General features: G+C 57.0%; 25 protein-coding genes. 14 read left to right on the forward strand and 11 right to left on the reverse strand.

The annotated features are described in order from the left end of the window. Positions 1 to 25: 25 nt before the first annotated feature. From thiD to acs, 12 genes are all read left to right on the forward strand, one after another. Positions 26 to 853, forward strand: a complete 828-nt coding sequence (thiD, locus tag ACXAEW_RS16845; protein ID WP_474942425.1) for a bifunctional hydroxymethylpyrimidine kinase/phosphomethylpyrimidine kinase — start codon at positions 26 to 28, stop codon at positions 851 to 853. Beyond that, the gene (locus ACXAEW_RS16850; protein ID WP_474942426.1) at positions 850 to 1836 is read left to right on the forward strand and encodes an FAD-dependent oxidoreductase; all 987 of its coding nucleotides are present in this window, start codon (positions 850 to 852) and stop codon (positions 1834 to 1836) included. The genes thiD and ACXAEW_RS16850 overlap by 4 nt, the downstream gene beginning before the upstream one ends. Beyond that, positions 1814 to 2011 (forward strand): sulfur carrier protein ThiS, encoded by a 198-nt coding sequence (gene thiS, locus ACXAEW_RS16855; RefSeq protein WP_474942427.1) that lies wholly within the window; start codon positions 1814 to 1816, stop codon positions 2009 to 2011. Before ACXAEW_RS16850 ends, thiS begins: the two co-directional genes overlap by 23 nt. A gap of 11 nt (positions 2012 to 2022) precedes the next feature. Continuing rightward, positions 2023 to 2793 carry a thiazole synthase gene (locus ACXAEW_RS16860; protein WP_474942428.1) on the forward strand — a complete coding sequence of 257 codons (771 nt, stop codon included), beginning with the start codon at positions 2023 to 2025 and terminating at the stop codon, positions 2791 to 2793. Then, a complete protein-coding gene (locus tag ACXAEW_RS16865) occupies positions 2793 to 3389 on the forward strand; it encodes a thiamine phosphate synthase (RefSeq protein WP_474942429.1) in 597 nt (198 codons plus the stop codon). The genes ACXAEW_RS16860 and ACXAEW_RS16865 overlap by 1 nt, the downstream gene beginning before the upstream one ends. Next, positions 3386 to 4378 (forward strand): ThiF family adenylyltransferase, encoded by a 993-nt coding sequence (locus ACXAEW_RS16870; RefSeq protein ID WP_474942430.1) that lies wholly within the window; start codon positions 3386 to 3388, stop codon positions 4376 to 4378. The genes ACXAEW_RS16865 and ACXAEW_RS16870 overlap by 4 nt, the downstream gene beginning before the upstream one ends. Further along, the gene (locus ACXAEW_RS16875; protein WP_474942431.1) at positions 4375 to 5310 is read left to right on the forward strand and encodes an ABC transporter substrate-binding protein; all 936 of its coding nucleotides are present in this window, start codon (positions 4375 to 4377) and stop codon (positions 5308 to 5310) included. Before ACXAEW_RS16870 ends, ACXAEW_RS16875 begins: the two co-directional genes overlap by 4 nt. Next, complete coding sequence (gene tenA, locus ACXAEW_RS16880; protein ID WP_474942432.1) at positions 5307 to 5984, forward strand: thiaminase II; 678 nt, start codon at positions 5307 to 5309, stop codon at positions 5982 to 5984. The genes ACXAEW_RS16875 and tenA overlap by 4 nt, the downstream gene beginning before the upstream one ends. Further along, positions 5981 to 6706: an ABC transporter ATP-binding protein gene (locus tag ACXAEW_RS16885; protein ID WP_474943057.1), complete on the forward strand. Its 726-nt coding sequence runs from the start codon at positions 5981 to 5983 to the stop codon at positions 6704 to 6706. Before tenA ends, ACXAEW_RS16885 begins: the two co-directional genes overlap by 4 nt. Further along, on the forward strand, positions 6706 to 7374 hold the full coding sequence (locus tag ACXAEW_RS16890; RefSeq protein ID WP_474942433.1) for a TenA family protein: 669 nt from the start codon (positions 6706 to 6708) through the stop codon (positions 7372 to 7374). The genes ACXAEW_RS16885 and ACXAEW_RS16890 overlap by 1 nt, the downstream gene beginning before the upstream one ends. An 8-nt stretch (positions 7375 to 7382) precedes the next feature. Further along, positions 7383 to 8120 (forward strand): ABC transporter permease, encoded by a 738-nt coding sequence (locus ACXAEW_RS16895; protein WP_474942434.1) that lies wholly within the window; start codon positions 7383 to 7385, stop codon positions 8118 to 8120. Positions 8121 to 8279: 159 nt separating this feature from the next. After that, complete coding sequence (gene acs / locus ACXAEW_RS16900) at positions 8280 to 10235, forward strand: acetate--CoA ligase (protein ID WP_474942435.1); 1956 nt, start codon at positions 8280 to 8282, stop codon at positions 10233 to 10235. A gap of 69 nt (positions 10236 to 10304) precedes the next feature. On the opposite strand, the gene ACXAEW_RS16905 is transcribed toward acs, so the two are convergent. The 7 genes from ACXAEW_RS16905 to ACXAEW_RS16935 all read right to left on the reverse strand — a co-directional run bounded on the left by ACXAEW_RS16905 (position 10305) and on the right by ACXAEW_RS16935 (position 17138). Continuing rightward, entirely contained in the window at positions 10305 to 11291 is a 987-nt protein-coding gene (locus ACXAEW_RS16905; RefSeq protein ID WP_474942436.1) for an ABC transporter substrate-binding protein, read from the reverse strand. A gap of 139 nt (positions 11292 to 11430) precedes the next feature. Further along, a complete protein-coding gene (locus tag ACXAEW_RS16910) occupies positions 11431 to 12282 on the reverse strand; it encodes an ABC transporter permease (RefSeq protein ID WP_474942437.1) in 852 nt (283 codons plus the stop codon). After that, positions 12279 to 13196 carry an ABC transporter permease gene (locus ACXAEW_RS16915; RefSeq protein ID WP_474942438.1) on the reverse strand — a complete coding sequence of 306 codons (918 nt, stop codon included), beginning with the start codon at positions 13194 to 13196 and terminating at the stop codon, positions 12279 to 12281. Before ACXAEW_RS16915 ends, ACXAEW_RS16910 begins: the two co-directional genes overlap by 4 nt. Continuing rightward, positions 13193 to 13492, reverse strand: a complete 300-nt coding sequence (locus ACXAEW_RS16920) for a hypothetical protein (protein WP_474942439.1) — start codon at positions 13490 to 13492, stop codon at positions 13193 to 13195. Before ACXAEW_RS16920 ends, ACXAEW_RS16915 begins: the two co-directional genes overlap by 4 nt. Beyond that, positions 13489 to 14322, reverse strand: coding sequence for an ABC transporter ATP-binding protein (locus ACXAEW_RS16925; protein ID WP_474942440.1), 834 nt, complete (start codon positions 14320 to 14322; stop codon positions 13489 to 13491). Before ACXAEW_RS16925 ends, ACXAEW_RS16920 begins: the two co-directional genes overlap by 4 nt. After that, positions 14319 to 15773 carry a dihydropyrimidinase gene (hydA, locus tag ACXAEW_RS16930; RefSeq protein WP_474942441.1) on the reverse strand — a complete coding sequence of 485 codons (1455 nt, stop codon included), beginning with the start codon at positions 15771 to 15773 and terminating at the stop codon, positions 14319 to 14321. Before hydA ends, ACXAEW_RS16925 begins: the two co-directional genes overlap by 4 nt. 114 nt (positions 15774 to 15887) lie before the next feature. Further along, complete coding sequence (locus ACXAEW_RS16935; protein WP_474942442.1) at positions 15888 to 17138, reverse strand: Zn-dependent hydrolase; 1251 nt, start codon at positions 17136 to 17138, stop codon at positions 15888 to 15890. Positions 17139 to 17431: 293 nt separating this feature from the next. On the opposite strand from ACXAEW_RS16935, the gene ACXAEW_RS16940 reads away from it, so the two are divergent. Beyond that, positions 17432 to 18046 (forward strand): TetR family transcriptional regulator C-terminal domain-containing protein, encoded by a 615-nt coding sequence (locus tag ACXAEW_RS16940; RefSeq protein ID WP_474942443.1) that lies wholly within the window; start codon positions 17432 to 17434, stop codon positions 18044 to 18046. Positions 18047 to 18113: 67 nt separating this feature from the next. Here the strand turns inward: ACXAEW_RS16940 and preA are convergent, their stop codons facing one another. The 3 genes from preA to ACXAEW_RS16955 all read right to left on the reverse strand — a co-directional run bounded on the left by preA (position 18114) and on the right by ACXAEW_RS16955 (position 21331). After that, positions 18114 to 19415 (reverse strand): NAD-dependent dihydropyrimidine dehydrogenase subunit PreA, encoded by a 1302-nt coding sequence (preA, locus tag ACXAEW_RS16945; protein WP_474942444.1) that lies wholly within the window; start codon positions 19413 to 19415, stop codon positions 18114 to 18116. Positions 19416 to 19467: 52 nt separating this feature from the next. Next, positions 19468 to 20802, reverse strand: coding sequence for an NAD(P)-dependent oxidoreductase (locus ACXAEW_RS16950; protein WP_474942445.1), 1335 nt, complete (start codon positions 20800 to 20802; stop codon positions 19468 to 19470). 262 nt (positions 20803 to 21064) lie between these two features. Next, on the reverse strand, positions 21065 to 21331 hold the full coding sequence (locus ACXAEW_RS16955; RefSeq protein WP_474942446.1) for a DUF2312 domain-containing protein: 267 nt from the start codon (positions 21329 to 21331) through the stop codon (positions 21065 to 21067). A gap of 222 nt (positions 21332 to 21553) precedes the next feature. Between ACXAEW_RS16955 and ACXAEW_RS16960 the strand changes: the two genes are divergently transcribed. Continuing rightward, a complete protein-coding gene (locus tag ACXAEW_RS16960; protein ID WP_474942447.1) occupies positions 21554 to 21769 on the forward strand; it encodes a hypothetical protein in 216 nt (71 codons plus the stop codon). Between the two features lie 60 nt (positions 21770 to 21829). On the opposite strand, the gene ACXAEW_RS16965 is transcribed toward ACXAEW_RS16960, so the two are convergent. Further along, complete coding sequence (locus tag ACXAEW_RS16965; RefSeq protein WP_474942448.1) at positions 21830 to 22045, reverse strand: hypothetical protein; 216 nt, start codon at positions 22043 to 22045, stop codon at positions 21830 to 21832. Positions 22046 to 22185: the final 140 nt, after the last annotated feature.

Consider the following 22185-nt stretch of genomic DNA (forward strand, 5'->3'; position numbering starts at 1 on the left):
CGCTGCATGAAAGAAAGGCGCCTTAATGGGGCATGACACATTGCAGCACACAAGGCAGGCAGTGGCAGCACTGACCATCGCAGGATCAGACAGCGGTGGTGGTGCAGGAATTCAAGCCGACCTCAAAACCTTTTCAGCCCTTGGCGTCTTTGGCTGTTCCGCCATAACCGCACTGACGGCCCAGAACACGCAGACCGTGACACGGGTCGAAGCCACCGCTCCGGGGATGATTGCAGCGCAGATCGCTGCGGTTTTGGACGACATCGAAATCGGCGCGATCAAGATCGGAATGCTGGCCACTGTTGCCGTCATTCAAGAGGTTGCCGACGCGCTTAAGTCCTATGATGGGCCAATTGTTCTGGACCCGGTCATGGTGGCAAAATCCGGCGATGCATTGCTGGCCGAAGACGCCGTGGCAGCGCTTCGGACATATCTGCTGCCACGGGCTACGGTTCTGACACCGAACCTTCCCGAAGCAGCGAGTCTCCTGGGAACCGAAGACGCGGGCGACGAAAAGGTCACGCTGGCTCAGGGACGCAGCCTGTGTGAAATGGGCGCCAAGGCGGTTCTGATGAAAGGCGGTCACGCAGCAGGGAGAACCTGTATTGACCGGCTGGTTACCGCAGGAGACGTTTTGGAATTTTCCGCGCCGCGCATTGATACGCCCAATACCCATGGCACCGGCTGTACCTTGTCCTCCGCAATTGCAGCTGAACTTGCCAAGGGACAGCCTCTGCCCGTAGCCGTTCAAAGGGCTCACAGCTGGCTTCATACGGCGATTAAAGCCGCTGATCAAATCAACATCGGTCACGGGCACGGCCCCGTACACCACTTCCACGAGGTCTGGACATGACCGCCCCGATCACAATCCTGGGCGGGGGCATTGTTGGCCTGTGTGTGGCAACTGAGTTGACTGCGCGCGGGGTGCCTGTGCGGGTCTGTGAAAAAGGCGAAGCGCCGGGCCCGCAGGCCTGTTCCTGGTGGGCTGCTGGTATGCTTGCCCCGTTTTGCGAGGGCGAAAGCGCCGAAGAGCCGGTGGTCCGCCTGGGCCAGGAGGCCGCTGACTGGTGGGAACGGCAAGGCGTGCGGGTGATCCGCAATGGCTCGCTTGTGGTGGCCCTGGGGCGTGACCGGCGCGAGCTTGACCGGTTTGCGCGCCGCACCGATGGCCATAGGTCCGTTGATAGCCATGCCATTGCCGAGCTGGAACCGGATCTGGCCGGACGGTTTTCCGAAGCGCTGGTCTTTGAACAAGAGGCCCATATTACGCCGCGCGCCGCCTTGGCGGAGCTGTGGGACGGTTTGGTAGCCCGCGATGTGGAATTCACGTCTGAACAGCCCTCCGAAGGCCGCATTATCGACTGTCGCGGCCTTGCCGCCCAGAACGAGTTGACCGATTTGCGCGGTGTCAAAGGTGAAATGGTCATCCTGCGCAGCCCTGAAGTGAAACTGCACCGACCTGTGCGCCTGCTTCACCCGCGCTTCCCGCTGTATGTGGTGCCGCGCGGCGATGGGGTGTTCATGCTGGGGGCGACTCAGATCGAAAGCGGTGAGCGCACGCGGCCGACTGTTCGGTCGACCCTAGAGCTTTTGACGGCGGCTTTTGCCCTGCACCCGGCCTTTGGCGAGGCCGAGATTCTGGAAATCGGCGTCGACGCGCGCCCTGCCTTTGCAAACAACCTGCCCCGTATCCGCCGTCGAGGGCAGCGGATTTTTGTCAACGGCATGTTCCGCCACGGCTACCTCCTTGCGCCTGCGATGGCGCGCCAGGTTGCAGATCTGATCTGCGACGACATCAAACCGGAGATGATGGATGAAGATCACGGTGAATGGTGAGCTGAAAACGCTTGCGGCCGGCAGTTTGGCCGATGCGTTGCTTGAACTCGGGTATGGCGAGGCCAAAGTGGCCACTGCCGTCAACGAAGAGTTTGTACCGGTTGGGCTGCGCAGAGCGACACAGCTGTCCGATGGTGATCGGCTGGAAGTTGTCGCGCCCCGTCAGGGCGGTTGAGGAGAACCAAGATGACAACGTTTTATGGAACCGAAATCTCATCCCGCTTGATGCTGGGCACTGCGCAGTATCCCTCTCCGGCCATTCTGGCAGATGCGTTCAGACGTTCCGGTGCCGGGATTGCCACGGTGTCGGTGCGGCGCGAGGCTGGTGCCGACAAAGCCGGCAATGCGTTTTGGGATCTTATCAAGGATCTGGGTGTCGCTGTTTTACCCAATACCGCAGGCTGCCATTCTGTCCGCGAGGCCGTGACAACAGCCCATATGGCGCGCGAACTGTTTGATACGGATTGGATCAAACTGGAAGTCATCGGCCACATGGATACGTTGCAACCCGATCCGTTTGCCTTGGTAGAGGCCGCAAAAATCCTGTCTGATGATGGGTTTAAAGTCTTTCCTTACACCACCGAGGATCTGATCTTGGGGGAAAAGCTGCTGCACGCGGGATGTGAAGTTCTGATGCCCTGGGGCGCGCCAATTGGATCGGGACTGGGGCTTTCAAACATTTACGGTCTGCGCACCATCCGGGCGCAATTCCCGGATGTGCCGATGGTGATTGATGCAGGCCTTGGTCTGCCAAGCCAGGCTGCAGCCGCTATGGAAATGGGGTTTGACGCGGTCCTGCTGAATACCGCTGTGGCCAAGGCAGGCGATCCTGCTTTGATGGCCGAAGGCTTTGCACAGGCCGTCGTGTCGGGCCGCATGGCTTATGAGGCGGATCCGATGGAACCCCGCGATATGGCGGCCCCCTCCACCCCCCTGATCGGAAAGGCGTTCCTGTGATGTCGCTGCCCCGATTTTATCCAATTTTTGATCATGTCGACTGGCTGGAACGTCTGGTCCCTCTGGGGATCAAGCTGGTGCAACTCAGGATCAAGGACCAGCCCGAAGCGGAAGTGCGCGCGCAATTGATCGCCGGTCGGGATCTGTGTCGCGCGCATGATGCGATCATGGTTGTGAATGATTACTGGAAACTGGCGATCGAATTGGACTGCGACTGGCTGCATCTGGGTCAGGAAGATCTGGACACCGCCAACATTGCTGCAATCAAGGCGGCTGGGCTGAAATTGGGCCTGTCCACCCATGACATACCTGAACTGGATCGCGCCATGGCCTGTTCGCCCGACTATGTGGCGCTTGGTCCCGTTTATCCGACAATTCTCAAAAAGATGAAGTGGCACCAACAAGGTGTTGAAAAGCTGACAGAATGGAAGGAGCGGATCGCAGATACGCCCCTGATCGCCATCGGCGGCATGAGTGTTGAACGCGCGGCCGGTGCGTTTGATGCGGGGGCTGATGTGGTGTCAGCCGTGACAGATATTACCTTGAATGCTGATCCAGAGGCGCGCGTGCGCCAATGGCTGGAGACCTGCGGATGACCCGCTATGCCCGCCAGATCGCTGTGCCTGAATTTGGCCGGGCTGGACAAACCGCGCTGGAAAACGCGCGAGTGCTGGTGATTGGCGTCGGCGGGTTGGCAGCACCGTTGCTTCCTTATCTGGTCGGCGCAGGCGTCGGAGAGATTAATATTGTTGACCCGGATACAGTGGAACTCTCGAACCTGCACCGCCAAACTCTGTTTCGTGAAAGCGATGTTGGAACCCCCAAAGCACAAGCTGCCGCCGCACATCTCAAGGCGCTGAATGCGACATGCCGCGCCATTCCCCATCTAGCGCGCTTTGCACCGGATACGGCACAGACTTTGTGTGATGGCATGGATCTGGTTTTGGATTGCGCCGACAGTTTCGCCGCCAGTTATGTCGCGTCTGACGTTTGTCAAAAGATGCATCTACCACTTATCAGCGCCTCTGTGGTGGGCATGGACGGCTATGTCGGCGGGTTCTGTGACACAGCCCCGTCGTTGCGCGCCCTTTTTCCTGATCTGCCGCGTGCGGCGGGCACATGTGCGACCTTGGGCGTTCTGGGCCCTGTGGTGGGTGTGATTGCAACGCTTCAGGCCCAGATGGCAATTGCGGTTCTGACGGGTCAGGACCCCAGTCCCTTGGGCCAGTTGGTGACCTTTGATGCGCGCGATTTCCGGTTTGGCGGGTTTCGGTTCGACACCGCCCCTGAACCGGATCATCGCCCGGAATTTGTCGCACCATCTGACATCACGGACGCGGATTTTGTCATCGACCTGCGCAGCCCAGAGGAAGGACCCCTGGCGCATCCGGACGCGCTGCGCCTGTCTGTTGAAGAACTCGCGCAGATGCCCCCCCAACCCGCAGCGGATCAGCGTCTGCTTCTGTGCTGCCGGTCCGGCCTTCGTGCCTGGGCCGCGGCTGAACATATGGCCCGGCACCACACGGGCCCCATTGCCATGATCGCTTTGGGAGACCAAAGCCAGACTTCGGAGGAAACCTCATGAAAACAACCCTGACAGCCGCCCTCGCCCTGATGGTGGCCAGCCCTGCCTTTGCCACCGACAAGATGACGCTGTTGCTGGATTGGTTCATCAATCCCGACCACGGCCCGATCATTATCGCACAGGAGAATGGCTACTTTGCCGATCAGGATCTTGAGGTCGAAATCATCGCTCCCGCGGACCCGGCAGATCCTCCGAAACTGGCCGCTGCGGGAAAGGCCGAACTTGCGATTTCCTACCAGCCTCAACTGCACTTGCAAGTTGCGGAGGGCCTGCCTCTGAAACGCGTCGGCACTCTGGTTGCAACCCCTTTGAACTGTCTTCTGGTTCTGAAAGACGGACCGATCCAGGAAATTTCCGATCTCAAAGGCAAGAAAATCGGCTTCTCCGTTGCTGGTGTCGAAGAAGCGCTTTTGGGAACGGTTCTGGGCACCCATGGGGTGGCCTATGAGGATGTTGAACTTGTCAACGTGAACTGGTCCCTGTCCCCGTCCTTGATGTCTGGTCAGGTCGATGCGGTTATTGGTGCATATCGCAACTTTGAACTGAACCAGATGGAGATCGAAGGTGTAGAAGGGCGCTGTTTCTATATCGAAGAAGAAGGCCTGCCGTCCTATGACGAGCTGATCTATGTCGCCAATCCCGAGCTGATGGACAAAGACATGCTGCGCCGGTTTATGGCTGCGACCGAAAAGGCAACGCAGTATATCGTGAACCACCCGGAAGAAAGTTGGGAGATCTTTGCCGCGACGTCGACCGAACTGCAGGATGAGCTGAACGCAAAAGCCTGGGTTGACACCCTGCCCCGTTTTGCTCTGCGTCCCGAAGCACTGGACGAAGGGCGTTATGCGCGTTTCGAAGCCTTTCTGCACGACGCTGGCCTGATTGACGAAATCAAGGCGGTTGGCGATCTGGCTGTGGATCTGGGCGAATGATGCCTGACTACGGCACCACTTTTGGCAAATGGCGTACGGCGGCCGGGGACACCTGGTCTGCCTACACCCGCCACAGCTTTGTCGAAACCATGCGCGACGGCACCCTGCCCCGCGCAGCCTTCCTGCACTATCTGGTGCAGGACTACATCTTCTTGATCCATTTCTCCCGTGCCTGGGCTTTGGCCGTCACCAAAGCGGAGACGATTGACGAAATGCGCCTGTGTGCGGCAACGGTCAACGCGCTGATTGATGAGGAAATGAAGCTGCATATCGGCATCTGCGCCGAAGCAGGCATTTCCGAAGCGGATCTGGCCAAGGCCGAAGAGCGCACCGAAAACCTCGCCTATACACGCTATGTTCTGGATGCAGGCCATTCCGGGGATTTCCTTGATCTTCTAGCTGCTTTGGCACCCTGCGTGATGGGCTATGGAGAGATCGGTCGGCGTCTCAAGGCGGAAGCCGAAACAACCCCCTATCAGGACTGGATCGACACCTACGCCAGTGACGCCTATCAGGGGGTTTGCGCGACGGTTGGTGAATTGCTTGATACTGCGGTTTCCCGCCGTTTGGGAAACACACCGGAAAAAAGCCCCCGATGGAATACCCTGTGTCATCGCTTCACTGTGGCGACGCGGCTGGAGGTTGGGTTCTGGGATATGGGGCTGGCCCCTTGACCCCCGCGCCGGACCTCTATGTGCACGGCAGCTCATCAATCGGGCAGGCCCGTTTGTTCGGCCCGGTAGAGATTACCATCCCCGCCGGACGCTGGACCTGCTTGTTGGGGCCGTCCGGCGTTGGCAAAAGCACCATTGTGAACCTTCTGGCGGGACTGGCCACTGGTGTGGATTTTGACGGCTATTTTGGCGCATCAGACAGTGAAACGCTCGATGGCCGCATTGCCCTGATGGCGCAGGAAGATCTGTTGCTGCCCTGGCTTGATCTCCCACGCAATGTCTCGCTTGGGGCTGGTCTGCGCGGAGAAGCACGCGACCTGAGCCGCGCAAAATTGCTGTTAACAGAGGTCGGATTGGCCGCACACCTTGGAAAACGCCCGGCAGAGCTGTCAGGCGGTCAACGCCAGCGGGTGGCCCTGGCCCGCACGCTGATGGAAGACCGCCCCATCGTTCTTTTGGATGAACCCTTTTCTGCACTGGACGCCCGCACCCGTGCCGATATGCAGGATCTGGCAGCTGAGGTTTTAACCGGACGAACCGTTTTACATGTGACCCATGACCCTGCGGAAGCCGCCCGGCTTGGCCACCAAATCCTGGTTCTGACCTCCAAGGGATTGAAACACATCCCCACCCCCGACCTTTCAACTCCACGGCCTGTAGACAGCAACGACGTTTTTCAGCTCCAGGCCGAGCTTTTGAACCTACTCAGACAGGAAAGCTGATGCGCGCAACGGACCACCTCAGAGACAAATGCAATGGCGATTGGCAAGCGGCGACATGCCACCCTTTCACGGCGGCGTTGGGCAAAGGCACATTGGACCTCGATAAAATGCGCGGTTATCTCCAACAGGATTACCTGTTTGTTGAGGAATTCGTCCGCCTACTCGCCGCTGCAATATCAAACGCTCCAAGCCTTGCCGATGCTGTGCCTGCGGCGCAGTTCCTTGCGGTGGTCACCGGTCCCGAGAACACGTATTTTCAGCGCAGTCTAGCCGCACTTGGCGCTCCAGAATCGGCCCCAGCGGCGCCACAGACTTTGGCCTTTCTCGACCTGATGAAACAGGCGCGCCTTTCAGGGAAATACCAAAACATGCTCGCCGTTCTTGTCGTGGCGGAATGGGTTTACCTCAGCTGGGCTTCTCCTTTGGAAGATAGAGCAGAGCATCTTCCGTTTTGGTTTGGCGAATGGATCACCCTTCACACAGGGCCCGGCTTTGAAGGCGTCGTGAGCTACTTACGTGAACAGCTTGATGGCGTTTGGGCAACATTGGCCCCCGTTGAACAGGACCAGGTCACGGCTCTGTTTTCAGAAGCAGTCACACTGGAGCGCGCGTTCTTTGATGCGGCCTGGGCCGGGTTTGTTGTGGCGGAAAAGTCATCCAAAACATGATCAGCGGAATGCGCCTATCCCTTTCCATCTTGCTTGGTCTTGCCATATGGCAGGGTGCGGTCATCCTGTTTGACCTGCCCAGGTTCATTCTGCCCGCCCCGGCTCTGGTGGCCGAAACCCTGTGGAAGAGCCGCGCTTTGCTGTTTGAACATGCGTTGATTACCATTTTCGAAGTTCTCGCGGGTCTTGTGCTCGGCGCGATGATCGGCGGCGTAACGGCAATCTGGCTGGCGAGTTCCAATATGGCACAGGCATTGGTCCGTCCGCTATTGGTGTTCTCGCAGACGATTCCGGTCTTTGCTCTTGCACCCTTGCTGACGCTTTGGCTTGGTTATGGGCTGTTGTCCAAGATCTCGATGGCGCTGCTGATTATCTTCTTCCCTGTCACATCGGCCTTCTTTGACGCCTTGATGCGGACGCCCCAAGGTTGGTTGGGCCTGGCTCAGGTCATGGGGGCCAGCAAATGGCAGATCATGCGCCAAATCCGCATCCCTGCGGCTCTTCCGGGCTTTGCCTCCGGCATAAGGCTCGCAGCCGTTTACGCGCCAATTGGCGCCATCATCGGAGAATGGGTCGGCGCATCAAAAGGACTTGGCTACCTGATGCTTCTGGCCAACGGTCGCGCCAAGATTGACCTGATGTTTGCCGCCCTTCTGGTACTCGCGGCCTTTACAATGGCGCTTCATGCCTGCGTCGACCGCCTGTGTGTCAGGTTTCTGCGCCACTTCAATAGTCCCACCGGCTGAAAAGGCGAGGAGGCCGGATTTTGTACGACTTAAATTGTAGTTCCTTCCAAATGCTGCTCTATCTATGCTGCACCGCGAGAACTCATGCATCGACGCACCGCACCTCAGAGCTGCAGGTCCCGCGTTGATCAAAGCGAACAGGTTTGGGAGGAACAGTTAATGACGATGGACCCGGGAAAAACATTTGCACCCGCTCAGGACATTGTGGCCAACGCACATGTGAACGCGGAAAAATACCAAGACCTGTACACGGCCTCTGTTTCTGACCCTGAAGGGTTCTGGGGCGAGCAGGCGAAGCGGGTGGATTGGATCAAGCCGTTTACTCAGGTCAAGGATGTGAGCTTTGCGCCGGGCAATGTGTCGATCAACTGGTTTGCCGATGGCACGCTGAATGTAGCGGCCAACTGCATCGACCGCCATCTTGAAACCCGCGGCGATCAGACTGCGATCATCTTTGAACCCGATGATCCAAACGAGGCCGCCCAGCATATCACCTATAAGCAGCTGCACACCAGCGTCTGCCGCATGGCCAATGTGCTGGAGACCCTGGGCGTGCGCAAAGGCGAGCGCGTGGTGCTCTATCTTCCGATGATCCCCGAAGCCGCCTATGCGATGCTGGCCTGTGCGCGCATCGGCGCGATCCATTCGATTGTGTTTGCCGGCTTCTCCCCCGATGCGCTGGCCGCGCGTGTCAACGGATCCGATGCCAAGCTGATCATCACCGCCGATGAAGCCCCACGCGGCGGGCGCAAGACGCCGCTGAAGTCCAATGCCGATGCCGCTTTGCTGCATTGCAAGGAAGACGTCAAATGTCTGGTGGTCAAACGCACCGGTGGTCAGACCACCTGGGTCGACGATCGTGACTTTGATTATAATGAAATGGCGCTGGAGGCGAATGACTACTGCAAACCTGCAGAAATGAACGCCGAAGACCCGCTGTTCATCCTCTATACCTCTGGCTCCACCGGCCAGCCCAAGGGGGTTGTGCACACCACCGGCGGCTATCTGGTCTATGCCGCACTGACCCATGAGGTGACCTTTGATTACCACGACGGCGACGTTTACTGGTGTACGGCGGATGTGGGCTGGGTGACCGGCCACAGCTATATCGTCTATGGGCCGCTCGCCAATGGGGCCACCACGCTGATGTTCGAAGGGGTGCCCACCTACCCGGATGCGGGTCGTTTCTGGGCGGTGTGTGAAAAGCACAAGGTCAACCAATTCTATACCGCGCCCACCGCCATTCGCGCGCTGATGGGGCAAGGCACGGAATTTGTTGAGAAATACGACCTTTCCGATCTCAAGGTCCTGGGCACCGTGGGAGAGCCGATCAATCCCGAGGCCTGGAACTGGTACAATGATGTGGTTGGCAAAGGCCGCTGCCCGATTGTCGACACCTGGTGGCAGACCGAGACCGGCGGCCATCTGATGACACCGCTGCCCGGCGCCCATGCCACCAAACCCGGCGCTGCGATGAAGCCGTTTTTCGGCGTGCAGCCGGTGGTTCTGGATCCGCAATCGGGTGAAGAAATCTCCGGCAATGATGTCGAGGGCGTTCTATGCATGAAAGACAGCTGGCCCGGTCAGATGCGCACCGTCTGGGGCGATCACGACCGGTTTGAGAAGACCTACTTTTCGGATTACAAAAACTACTACTTCACCGGTGACGGCTGCCGCCGCGACGCGGATGGCGATTACTGGATCACGGGCCGTGTGGATGATGTGATCAATGTCTCGGGCCACCGCATGGGCACGGCCGAGGTCGAAAGCGCGCTGGTTGCGCACGCCGCCGTGGCCGAGGCCGCCGTGGTCGGCTACCCGCATGAGATCAAGGGTCAGGGCATTTACTGCTATGTCACGCTGATGAATGACCGCGAACCCTCCGAGGAGCTCTACAAGGAACTCCGCACCTGGGTGCGCACCGAAATCGGCCCGATTGCCAGCCCGGATGTGATCCAATGGGCGCCGGGCCTGCCCAAAACCCGCTCCGGCAAAATCATGCGCCGCATCTTGCGCAAAATCGCCGAAAACGACTTCGGATCCCTCGGCGACACATCAACACTCGCAGACCCTTCCGTCGTCGACGACCTCATCAAAAACCGTAGCAATACGTAATATCTGAGCAAGAAAAAGAAACGGCCCCGCAAAAGCGGGGCCGTTTTGGATTAAGCACTTTCAAAAGTATTATTTCAACGCAGCATCTGTAATCGCATGGGTCCAAGCGCCCTCTGGTGCCTTGGTGATCACAGGGTCAGATCCACCGCCCAACAGCGTCTGCACGGTACGTTCATAATCCGCCACATCCAGCGCGCCATTGCTGCCAGCGGTAAGTTTTGCAATTTCACCCATCATCCGTTTCTGATGTTCTTCGGTCTGTGCACCGGATGCATCATTGTCCAGAACGATCTCCGCGGCCTCATCCGGATTGGCTTCGGCATATTTCCAGCCTTTCATCGAGGCGCGGACAAAACGCTCCATTTTACCAACGAATTCCGGGTCTTCCAGTTTTTCTTCAAGCACATAAAGACCGTCTTCCAGCGTTGCAACGCCCTGGTCTTCGTATTTGAAGGTCACCAGCTCATCCGCTCCAACACCGGCATCAATTACCTGCCAGTACTCATTATAGGTCATGGTCGAGATGCAATCCGCCTGGCGTTGCAGCAGCGGGTCGACGTTAAAGCCCTGCTTCAGCACTTCGACCCCTGTTTCAGATTTGCCTTCGGTGGAGATGTCCAGCTTGCTCATCCAGCTCATGAAGGGGAATTCATTGCCGAAAAACCAGACACCCAATGTGCGGTCTGCCAGATCTGTCGGTTCGGCGATACCTGTGTCTTTCCAGCAGGTCAGCATCATGCCAGAGGATTTAAACGGCTGCGCGATATTCACGAGCGGCAGCCCCTTTTCCCGCGCCGCCAAAGCGGCGGGCATCCACTCTACGGTCACATCTGCACCGCCACCGGCGATCACCTGTGTCGGGGCAATATCCGGGCCGCCGGGCAAAATGGTGACATCCAGGTCTTCTTCTTCATAGAACCCTTTGTCGAGCGCCACGTAGTAGCCCGCAAACTGCGCCTGCGTCACCCATTTCAACTGCAGCGTCACCTCATCCGAGGCCTGTGCGGTTCCCGCCATCAGCGCGCTTATGGCAGTGGCTGCAAGGAATTTCTTCATCGATCTAGCTCCCTATTGTTTTGATCAGATCTTGGTTCAAGACGCCATCGACATGCAAAAGCTATTATATTGTTTTGTCGCTTTATTTCTGCCACGCGCCCAAAAAACAGGCACGCCGTGAAGGTGCCTGCCCCGGTGTTTAACTGCGGCTGCGCTGGGACGGATGCCAAAATGTGAACATGCGCTCCAAAGAAGCCACCAATCCATAAAACGCCGATCCGGCAAGCGCCGCGACAACGATCTCGGCCCAGACCATATCAAGCGCCAATTGCCCGACACTGGTCGAGATCCGAAACCCCATACCCACAGTCGGCGAGCCAAAAAACTCCGCAACAATTGCTCCGATCAGAGCCAATGTGGTTGAGATTTTCAAGCCATTGAAGATGAACGGCAGCGCGACCGGCAAGCGCAGCTTGAAGAAGCTCTGCCAGTAGCTCGCCGCATAGGTCTGCATCAGGTCGCGCTGCATTTCATCGGTTTCACGCAGGCCGGCCACTGTGTTGACCAGCATCGGAAAGAAGATCATCACCACAACGACGGCGGCCTTGGACTGCCAATCAAACCCGTACCACATCACCAGAATGGGAGCGGTGCCAACGATCGGCAGCGCGGCGACAAAGTTACCAACCGGCAGCAGGCCCCGGCGCAGGAAATCGCTGCGGTCTATTAAGATCGCAGTCAGAACCGCAGCCAAACAGCCCATGATATACCCGCCCAATGCCCCTTTCAGGATAGTTTGGGTAAAATCGGCCCACAGGATCGGCAGGCTATCGGCAAACCGCGTGACGATCTGGCTGGGGGGCGGCAGAATAACCAGGGGCACGGACAACCCGTGAACCAAAAGCTCCCATACGCCCAGAATGGTTGCCCCAAAAATCGCAGGGACCGCCAGTTGGACCAGACGTGTCTCAGCGCGCGGCCCATTTGCCAGTTTGGCATTGATCCACCAGCCGGCAAGCCAGACAAAAACAGCAAGTATAACCAGGATCATGGCTTTACCCCCATGCGATTGAGGATCAGCCGCTCCATCAGACCCAACAGAGCCACAAGTCCCGCTGCAAGAATGGCCGCTGCAAAGAGAGCGGACCAGATCTGTACGGTCTGGCCGTAGTAACTGCCTGCGAGAAGACGCGCACCAAAGCCCGCAACCGCTCCAGTTGGCAACTCGCCCACGATAGCACCAACCAACGATGCGGCTATCCCGATCTTGAGGGAGGCAAATAGATAAGGCATCGACGAGGGCAAGCGCAGTTTCCAAAACCCTTGCGCCGTATTTGCATTATAGGTCTTCAACAGGTCCAACTGCATATGATCCGGGCTGCGTAGCCCTTTGACCATCCCCACCACAACAGGAAAGAAGCTGAGGTAGGCGGCGATGATCGCCTTGGGCAGCAAGCCCTGCACGCCGATGGAATAAAGCACAACAATAATCATCGGTGCCAGCGCAATAATCGGAATGGTCTGGCTGACAATGGCCCAGGGCATCACGGACATATCCATGACTTTCGAATGCACAATCCCAACAGCCAGCAAGATGCCAAGCCCCGTGCCAATGGCAAATCCCAAAAGCGTCGCCGACAACGTCACCTGTCCATGGTAGATCAGGCTACGTTTGGAGGTGATCTTCTTTTCAACCGTGGTCTCCCACAATTCAATCGCCACCTGATGCGGCGCAGGCAGGCGCGGACGGTCCACCGACCAAACCTCGTCAATGACAAAGCTGTTGTTTACCACCAGCCCCATCGCGCCAAGATCGCGGCGCGCCTTGGGCGTTGCGGGTTCCACCACCGCCCCTGCCCGTTCAGCCGCGTCCAGAACGCCTTTGATGTTCATCGGCACACAGGCCAGATACCAGAGCCCAATAATCCCTGCGACGACGGTAAGAACAGCGAATAACGTTTTCATACGCCTGTTCCCCCGCCATTCTTTGCCTTCTTCTCCTGAAGGAAAGAAATCACCAGGTAAGGGACGGCGAAAACGCTGGCCCCAATCAGGATTTCAAACTCAACAGCACCGTCAATTGCCTGCCCCAACAAAAATGCCGCGGCAAACAAAACAAAGCCAAAGACTTTCTGCCGAAAAGTGGGCGTCTTTCGTCTTGGTTTTATAGGTCCGTCCCGGCGTGCGACGCGGGCCGCTTCCTTTAAATTCGCAGCCGCCACAAAACGTGCGGCAGCGTCATTCTCGGCGACCATAATCATACCTCGTGCCCGGCCCGCAGCCCTTCACGGACACGGTGCGAGACCTCAATGAATTCCGCACTGTCGCGAATATCCAGGGGACGCTCTTTGGGCAGCGGGCTGTCGATGATCTCGTGAATGCGGCCCGGTCGGGGCGACATGACCACGATCTTGGTCGACAGATACACCGCCTCGGGGATCGAGTGGGTGACAAAGCCAATGGTCTTATCGGTCCGCGCCCACAGCTGCAAAAGCTGCTCATTCAGATGGTCGCGGACAATTTCATCCAGCGCCCCAAAGGGTTCATCCATCAACAGGATATCCGCATCAAAGGCAAGCGCGCGCGCAATCGACGCCCGCTGCTGCATGCCGCCGGACAGCTGCCAGGGGAACTTTTTCCCAAACTGGTCCAGCTCAACCAGCTTCAGAACCTCAGCAACACGGCGCTCCTGTTCGGCCCTGTCATAGCCCATGATCTCAAGCGGGAGTTTGGTATTCTTGGCAATCGTACGCCAGGGGTAAAGCCCCGCGTGCTGGAAGACATAGCCATAAGCACGCGCCTGGCGTGCCTCATCCGGCGTCATGCCATTCACAGTCAGCGTGCCCCCCGTGGGCTGCTCCAGTGCTGCGATACAGCGCAGGAATGTGGTTTTCCCACAGCCTGACGGTCCAATGAACGAGACAAAATCTCCTTTGTTGATCGTCAGGTTCACGTCCTTTAGCGCATGAACAGAACTGTCACCGGATCCGAACACTAGGTTCAGATCCCGGGCTTGCACAACAGGTTCAGCAGCGGCGATGTTTGCGTCTGCAAAACCCTCGATTTCGGCTTGGCTCAACACGTCCCTCATACCCCAGTCGCCGGAATTCCGCTGCGCTCAACCCGGCGCGGCGCTGTGAGCTCTTTCCAGGTTGACAGCGCCTTGTTCACAGTTGTGTTTGGCGCGCGTTCGACAAATTTGCCATGGCCTTCCTGGGTTTTGATTTCGCCGTCGGCAACGGCCACCTGGCCGCGTGTCAGTGTAAACCGCGGCAGGCCTTTGACCTCATGCCCTTCAAAAACGTTGTAATCAATAGCCGATTGCTGACTGCCCGCCGAGATGGTCTTCGACTTTTCCGGATCCCAAACCACCAGATCCGCATCTGCCCCGACCAAGACCGCACCTTTTTTGGGATAACAGTTCAGGATCTTGGCGATATTGGTGGATGTAACTGCAACAAATTCATTTGGCGTCAGACGGCCGGTGCCCACCCCATGGGTCCACAGCATCGGCATGCGATCTTCCAATCCGCCAGTCCCGTTTGGAATCTTGGTGAAATCCCCAACCCCATATCGTTTCTGTTCCGTGGTAAAGGCACAGTGATCCGTTGCCACAACAGAAAGAGAGCCCGATTGAAGGCCCGCCCAAAGGCTATCCTGGTGCTGCTTATTGCGGAACGGGGGCGACATCACCCGACGTGCGGCATGGTCCCAATCCGCGTTCATATATTCACTGTCATCCAGCGTCAGGTGCTGGATCAGCGGCTCCCCCCACACCCGTTTGCCCTGCATGCGAGCCCTGCGAATGGCCTCATGCGCCTCTTCACAGGAGGTATGGACCACATAAAGCGGCACGCCTGCCATATCGGCAATCATGATCGCACGATTGGTTGCCTCGCCTTCCACCTGCGGCGGGCGGGAATAGGCATGGGCTTCGGGGCCTACATTGCCCTCTGCCAGTAATTTGGCCGACAGTTCCGCCACAACATCCCCGTTCTCGGCATGCACCATCGCAATACCACCCAGCTCCGCCAACCGCTGGAACGAGGCATACATCTCATCATCATTCACCATCAATGCGCCTTTATAGGCCATGAAATGCTTGAAGGTGTTGATACCGCGTTGTTCGACAACGGTCTTCATATCCTCAAAGACCTGCTCTCCCCACCAGGTCACCGCCATGTGGAACGAATAGTCACAATTCGCGCGTGTGGATTTATTGTCCCAACGCTTGAGCGCGTCCAGCAGGCTTTCACCTGGATTGGGAAGTGCAAAATCCACCACCATAGTGGTTCCCCCCGCCAGACCAGCACGGGTTCCGCTTTCGAAATCATCCGAGGAATAGGTGCCCATAAAAGGCATTTCCAAATGGGTGTGCGGATCAATCCCGCCCGGCATCACATAACAGCCCGTGGCATCCAGCACCTCGTCGCCTTTGAGGTTTTCGCCAATTTCGATGATCACGCCGCCTTCGATCAGCACATCTGCCTTATAGGACAGATCGGCGGTTACAACGGTGCCGTTCTTGATAACAGTTGTCATCTCTATCTCCCTGTCGCTGCCAGTTTTCTGACACGCGTTTTTTGAAACACCCGGGCTTTCATCTTTTCAGAAATACTTCGGGGGTACGGGGGCAGCGCCCCCGTTTTAGCCAATTCAGCCAAGGATCTCTGCCGTCTCGGCAACAGCATGCAACAACACATTGGCGCCCGCTGCAGCCCAGTCCTTGGTAATCTCTTCCGCTTCATTGTGCGAAAGCCCGTCCACACACGGGCACATAACCATCGCTGTCGGCGCAACCTGGTTAATCCAGCAGGCGTCATGTCCAGCCCCAGACACCAGATCCATATGGCTCAGCCCCAACCGTTGCGCTGCATTGCGCACGGCCGTGACACAGCCTTCGTCAAACGTCACCGGATCAAAATGCCCCGAGGGTTCGATGGTCAGCCCAAGACCCAGCTCATCCGCAATTTCCCTTGCCTTCGCCTCATACTGGTCGCGCATGGAGGTCAGCTTGCCCAGATCCGGAGAGCGGAAATCAACGGTAAAGACAACCTTGCCCGGAATAACGTTGCGAGAGTTCGGGAAGACATCGCAATGTCCCACCGCACCAACCGCATGGGGTTGATGTGCCATGGCAATCTGGTGCGCGGCTTCTGTCATCCGTGCCATGCCAAGACCCGCGTTGACACGCATATTCATTGGGGTGGACCCTGTGTGGGCATCCTTGCCTGTAACGGTGCATTCCAGCCACCACAGCCCCTGGCCATGGGTGACAACGCCGATGTCCTTGCCCTCGGCTTCCAGAATGGGGCCCTGTTCGATATGAAGTTCAAAGAAGGCATGCATCTTGCGTGCGCCAACCTCTTCGTCACCTTTCCAGCCGATCCGGGCCAGTTCATCCCCGAATTTCTTTCCTTCGCTATCCTCACGGTCATAGGCCCATTCCTGAGAATGCGTGCCGATGAATACCCCTGACGCCAGCATGGCAGGTGCAAATCGCGTGCCCTCTTCATTGGTCCAGTTGGTGACCACAATCGGGTGCTTCGTTTTGACGTTCAGGTCATTCAGCGACCGGATCAGCTCCAGCCCGCCCAAGACGCCCAGCACACCATCGTATTTCCCGCCCGTTGGTTGTGTATCCAGGTGCGACCCAACATAGACCGGTAATGCCTCCGGGTCCGATCCCGGGCGTGTGGCAAACATATTGCCCATTGTATCCACACCCATGGTACAGCCCGCGTCTTCGCACCATTTCCGGAATAGAGCCCGCCCTTCAGCATCTTCATCGGTCAGCGTCTGACGGTTATTGCCGCCTGCAACGCCGGGGCCGATCTGGGCCATCTCCATCAGACTGTCCCACAGCCTGTCGCCATTGATCTTGAAATTTTCTCCTGGCGCGGTCATTCTTAGCTTCCTTCCTGTCTCGCACCCCAAATTGTCTGGGCCTCTTGCGGTGACACTTTGGTGGCCGGGGTCGTTATTATGATTATGCCCGAAATTCATGCGTCGGGCTGGGGTAGTGGTGCGGCAAAACAAACCGTTATTTGACCACATGGTCAAACTCACGCTATCACGGAGTAACCCTTAGTCAAGATTATGCCTGCATTTTGCCCAAACCAACATCAGCCAGGCCCGGTGACTGACGAAAAAAACAGCGCTTGTCCAAAGCGCGAGACAGCAGGAGCGGATTGCCCAAAATGGCCACCAGCCAGAACACCACCCGGATCCAGAAACGAAACCGTGCGGCCATCCTTGACGCGGCTTTGGACGTATTTTCCCAAAACGGATTTCGAGGATCCACCGTTGACCAAATTGCCAAAGCTGCCGGGCTGAGCAAGCCGAACCTGCTTTACTATTATCCGACCAAGGAGGCGATCTTCAAAGCCGTTCTTTCGGACCTCCTGGACACTTGGCTGGATCCGTTGCGCACGCTGGACCCTGACGGCGAACCGATTGCAGAGATTCAGGCCTATGTTGCGCGCAAGCTGGAGATGAGCCGCGATTTTCCGCGCGAAAGCCGCCTGTTTGCCAATGAGATTGTCCAAGGTGCCCCCCGCATGCTGGAAACGCTTTCGACCGATTTGAAAGCGCTTGTGGACGAAAAATCGGTTGTGATTGATCGTTGGATGGACGAGGGCAAACTGAACCGCACGCATTCCAAACATCTGCTTTTCTCTATCTGGTCTCTGACGCAGCATTACGCTGACTTTGATGTTCAGGTTCGCACCCTTATGGGAGAAGAAGATCCGTTTGACGCTGCACCTGATTTTTTGAAAACCCTGTATGAGCGTCTTCTGACCCCGGTCGGGTGACCCCTTTCGTGTATCCCTATAAAGCTGCCTGGTGATCGGAGGGGCGCAACAGCGCCCCTTCTGTGTCCTACTCAGCCGCAGCCATCGGATTGTTCGGATGTGTGGTCCAATTCCCGTATTCGCCGCTGACAACCTTGCCGGTCCGCTGGTCCACTTCCCCGACGGGCACCTCTTCCATGGTAATACAGCCTTCAACCGGGCAGACATTCACACACAGATTACACGCCACGCATTCCTCATCCTTGACCGAGAAAACACGGTCTTCGGACATGGCAATCGCCTGGTGGGATGTGTCTTCGCAGGCAGCATAGCACCGGCCACATTTAATGCAGTCTGCTTCGCTGATCTTGGCCTTGGTCACATAGTTCAGGTCAAGATATTGCCAGTCGGTGACATTTGGGCTGGCCATGCCTTTAAAATCATCGATGGAGGAATAGCCTTTCTCGTCCATCCATTCAGACAGGCCCGTGATCATTTCCTTGACCACATCAAAACCAAAGGTCATCGCAGCCGTACAAACCTGTACATTGCCCGCCCCGAGAGCAATGAATTCTGCAGCATCGCGCCAGGTGGTAACACCGCCGATTGCGGAAATCGGCAGACCGGCGGTTTCAGGATCACGTGAAATCTCAGCCACCATGTTCATCGCAATCGGCTTCACCGCCGGGCCGCAATACCCACCATGGGTCCCCTTGCCACCGATGGTGGGCTCCGGCGCCATCATGTCAAGATTGACTGAGGTGATCGAGTTAATGGTGTTGATCAGGCTAACCGCATCCGCATTGCCTGCATTCGCAGCCCGCGCCGGATAGCGGATATCGGTGATGTTTGGCGTCAGCTTCACGATGACCGGACGATCATAGTATTTCTTGCACCATTCGGTGACCATCTGAATGTATTCCGGCACCTGCCCCACAGCAGAGCCCATTCCACGTTCCGCCATCCCATGCGGGCAGCCAAAGTTCAGCTCAATCCCGTCGGCGTTGGTTTCAGCAACACGGGGCAGGATTTTCTTCCACGCCTCTTCCTCGCAAGGCACCATGATCGAAGCGATCAACGCCCGGTCTGGATAGTCCTTTTTGACACGGGTCATCTCTTCAAGATTGACCTCTAACGGGCGGTCCGTGATCAGCTCAATATTGTTCAGACCAAGCAGGCGACGATCTGCGCCCCAGATCGCGCCGTAGCGCGGGCCATTTACATTGACAACCGGCGGGCCCTCGGCTCCGAGGGTCTTCCAGACTACGCCTCCCCAGCCAGCCTCGAACGCACGGCGGACGTTGTATTCCTTGTCGGTCGGCGGCGCGGACGCCAGCCAGAACGGGTTGGGAGACTTAATACCCAGAAAGTTTGATGTAAGGTCAGCCATTTAGAAGCTCCTTTTCATGCTTGCCTGGACCATAACGAATGGCCCGGCTGGCTCAGCCCATGAGGCTCGCGTGAATATCCATTGCGGCGTCGCGGCCTTCGGCCACGGCGGTTACGGTCAGGTCTTCGCCCCCCGAGGCGCAGTCGCCCCCGGCCCAAACCCCGGCCTTGGAGGTCCGTCCCGTCGCGTCGACCTTGATCTTCCCGCCTTCCAGATCCAGCGTCTCTGGCTGCCCTTCAAGCGTTTGACCAATTGCCTTAAAGACTTGGTCCGCCGTCAGGCGTAGCGTTTCACCTGTACCTGAGACCCGGCCCTCCACGATCTCTGTATATTCCAGCTCGATTTCCTGGGCGGCACCGTTTCCGTGAATGGCCTTTGGCATCACGTTGAACATCAGCTTCACACCTTTGGAGGCGGCCAGGTCCTGTTCAAAGCGGCTGGCCCCCATCGCATCTCGTCCGCGACGATAGGCAATGGTGACGTTTTCTGCGCCCAACAGCTTGGACTGCACAGCAGCATCCACCGCCGTCATGCCACCGCCAATCACCAAGACATTGCGGCCCACTGGCAGCTCCGTCAGATCGTCGGCCTGACGCAGCTCTGCAATGAAATCCACCGCATCGCGCACGCCGTCTTTATCCTCACCTTCTGCCCGTAGCGCATTCACACCGCCAAGACCAATGGACAGGAACACCGCGTCGTAATCCGAGGTCAGACCGTCCAAAGACAGTTCACTGCCCAGCGTTTTTCCATATTCCACAGTGATGCCACCGAGCTGCAGCAGCCACTCAACTTCGCGCGCCGCAAAATCATTGGTGGATTTATAGGCCGCGATGCCGAATTCGTTCAAACCGCCTGCTTTGGGTTTGGCTTCGAACAGAACCACATCATGGCCCAGCATCGCCAAACGGTGTGCTGCAGATAGGCCCGCGGGACCTGCTCCCACAACCGCGACTTTCTTGCCGGTGACCGCAGCACGGGTAAAGGGCTGCGCGCCCTTTACCATCAGCGCATCGGTTGCATACCGTTGCAGGCGGCCAATTTCGACGGGTTTCCCTTCGGCAGTTTCCCGCACGCAGACCTCTTCGCAAAGCGTCTCGGTCGGGCAAACCCTTGCGCACATTCCACCCAGGATGTTTTGCTCCAAAATGGTCTTGGCTGCGGCCGTTGGATGCCCCCCTTGGATTTCGCGAATGAACTGGGGGATGTCGATGGATGTCGGACAAGCCTGCATACATGGTGCATCATAGCAGAAGTAACAACGATCCGCTGCCACTGCCGCTTCATGTGCGTCAAAGGGTGCATGCAGGTCCTCGAAATTCGTGGCGATATCCTCTGCGGGCAAACGGCCCGCCTGGATACCCGATGCCTGATGGCGCTGTGCCATTGGGTGTCTCCCTGTCTCTTTATCTTTGAATAAAGAGTGACAGGTTTCATTTTTTTATCAACTGGTAAAATTTTGGAGTGAACAATATTTTCCACCAAACCGGCTAGGTTCCCCACCCACCCATTTGTTTTTATGCAACAAAACTAGATGCCAGATATTTGGGCACCTCACTCCAGAAACGAAAAAAGACTGTTTGCTCACCCCGCAAACAGTCTTTTCCACGTCATTCCATCCGTCAAAGAACGCGGCGAGAAACGGCCTTTTAGGCCATTCCCAAAGCTTCTTTATACATCTCAAGAACGGCTTCTTCTTCGGCGATATCGTCCTTGTCACGCTTTCGCAGAGCAATCACTTTGCGCATGACCTTGGTGTCGTAACCGCGGGCCTTCGCTTCTGCCATCACCTCTTTTTGCTGTTCGGCAATAGACTTCTTTTCCTCGTCCAGACGCTCAAACTGCTCTATGAACTGGCGCAGCTCGCCCGCAGTAACACGGTAGTTTTCGATTTTTTCGTCTTCGGTGATATCCATTTTGGCTCCATGCGCATCCTGCTCGATGCATGTGCTGTAAGAAACGGTTTTGCACTGGATACAAGGCTCAACCGCCTGCCGCAAGACTGGAAGCTGCCCGCATCCTATTCGCAACGCGCAAATGCCATACCCGCTCCGAGCCCGTTGCACTTTTGCCAAAGACCGCTTATGCCACTGCCGCGCACCGCAACCACCAGAGACGTTTTTAAAGGAACCAAACGCATGGAATATCTTGTATGGATTGGCGCTGGCGTGTCTCTGACGGGCCTTCTGGGTCTTTTGTGGTGCATCGCAAAAGTTGCCCTGGCGAAAAAAAAGAACCTCAGCGACGAAGAGCTTCGCGCTGAAGTTCAGAAAGTCATTCCTTACAATCTGGGTGCATTGCTGCTGTCAGTGTTAGGTCTGATCCTTGTGATGGTTGGCCTGTTCCTGTCCTGACCTTTGGTGGAAGGTCACGTTAGGAGGATGGGCGAACCAGGTTCGTCCAAATGGCCTGTATCAGATCGGCATATTGTCGAACATTTGTTCGGCGGCCTGCTCTTCGAGCAGAACATCCAGACGACGCAGGCGCGACGGGATTTCGGCCCCGCTTTGACGTATGTCGCGTATCACAGCACGTAACTTAGGCTGTAAACTCAGGCGGCTTGTATCGGATGCAGACAGTATCTGCTTTTCCAACTCTGCGGCATAAGTCAGTAGTTCGCTTGTGGTCATGATGTGTCCTCCCTACACTCATGTAGCTTCATCATACCCTACAAATTCAAAATTCAAAGTTATCAATTTGTTTGCAGGTTTTCAGTCGGTACGGTTCGATTAAATCATACGCAAATACCCGCAACACAACCCTTGGTTGC

The organism is Epibacterium sp. ABZ3_068 (assembly GCF_056159265.1).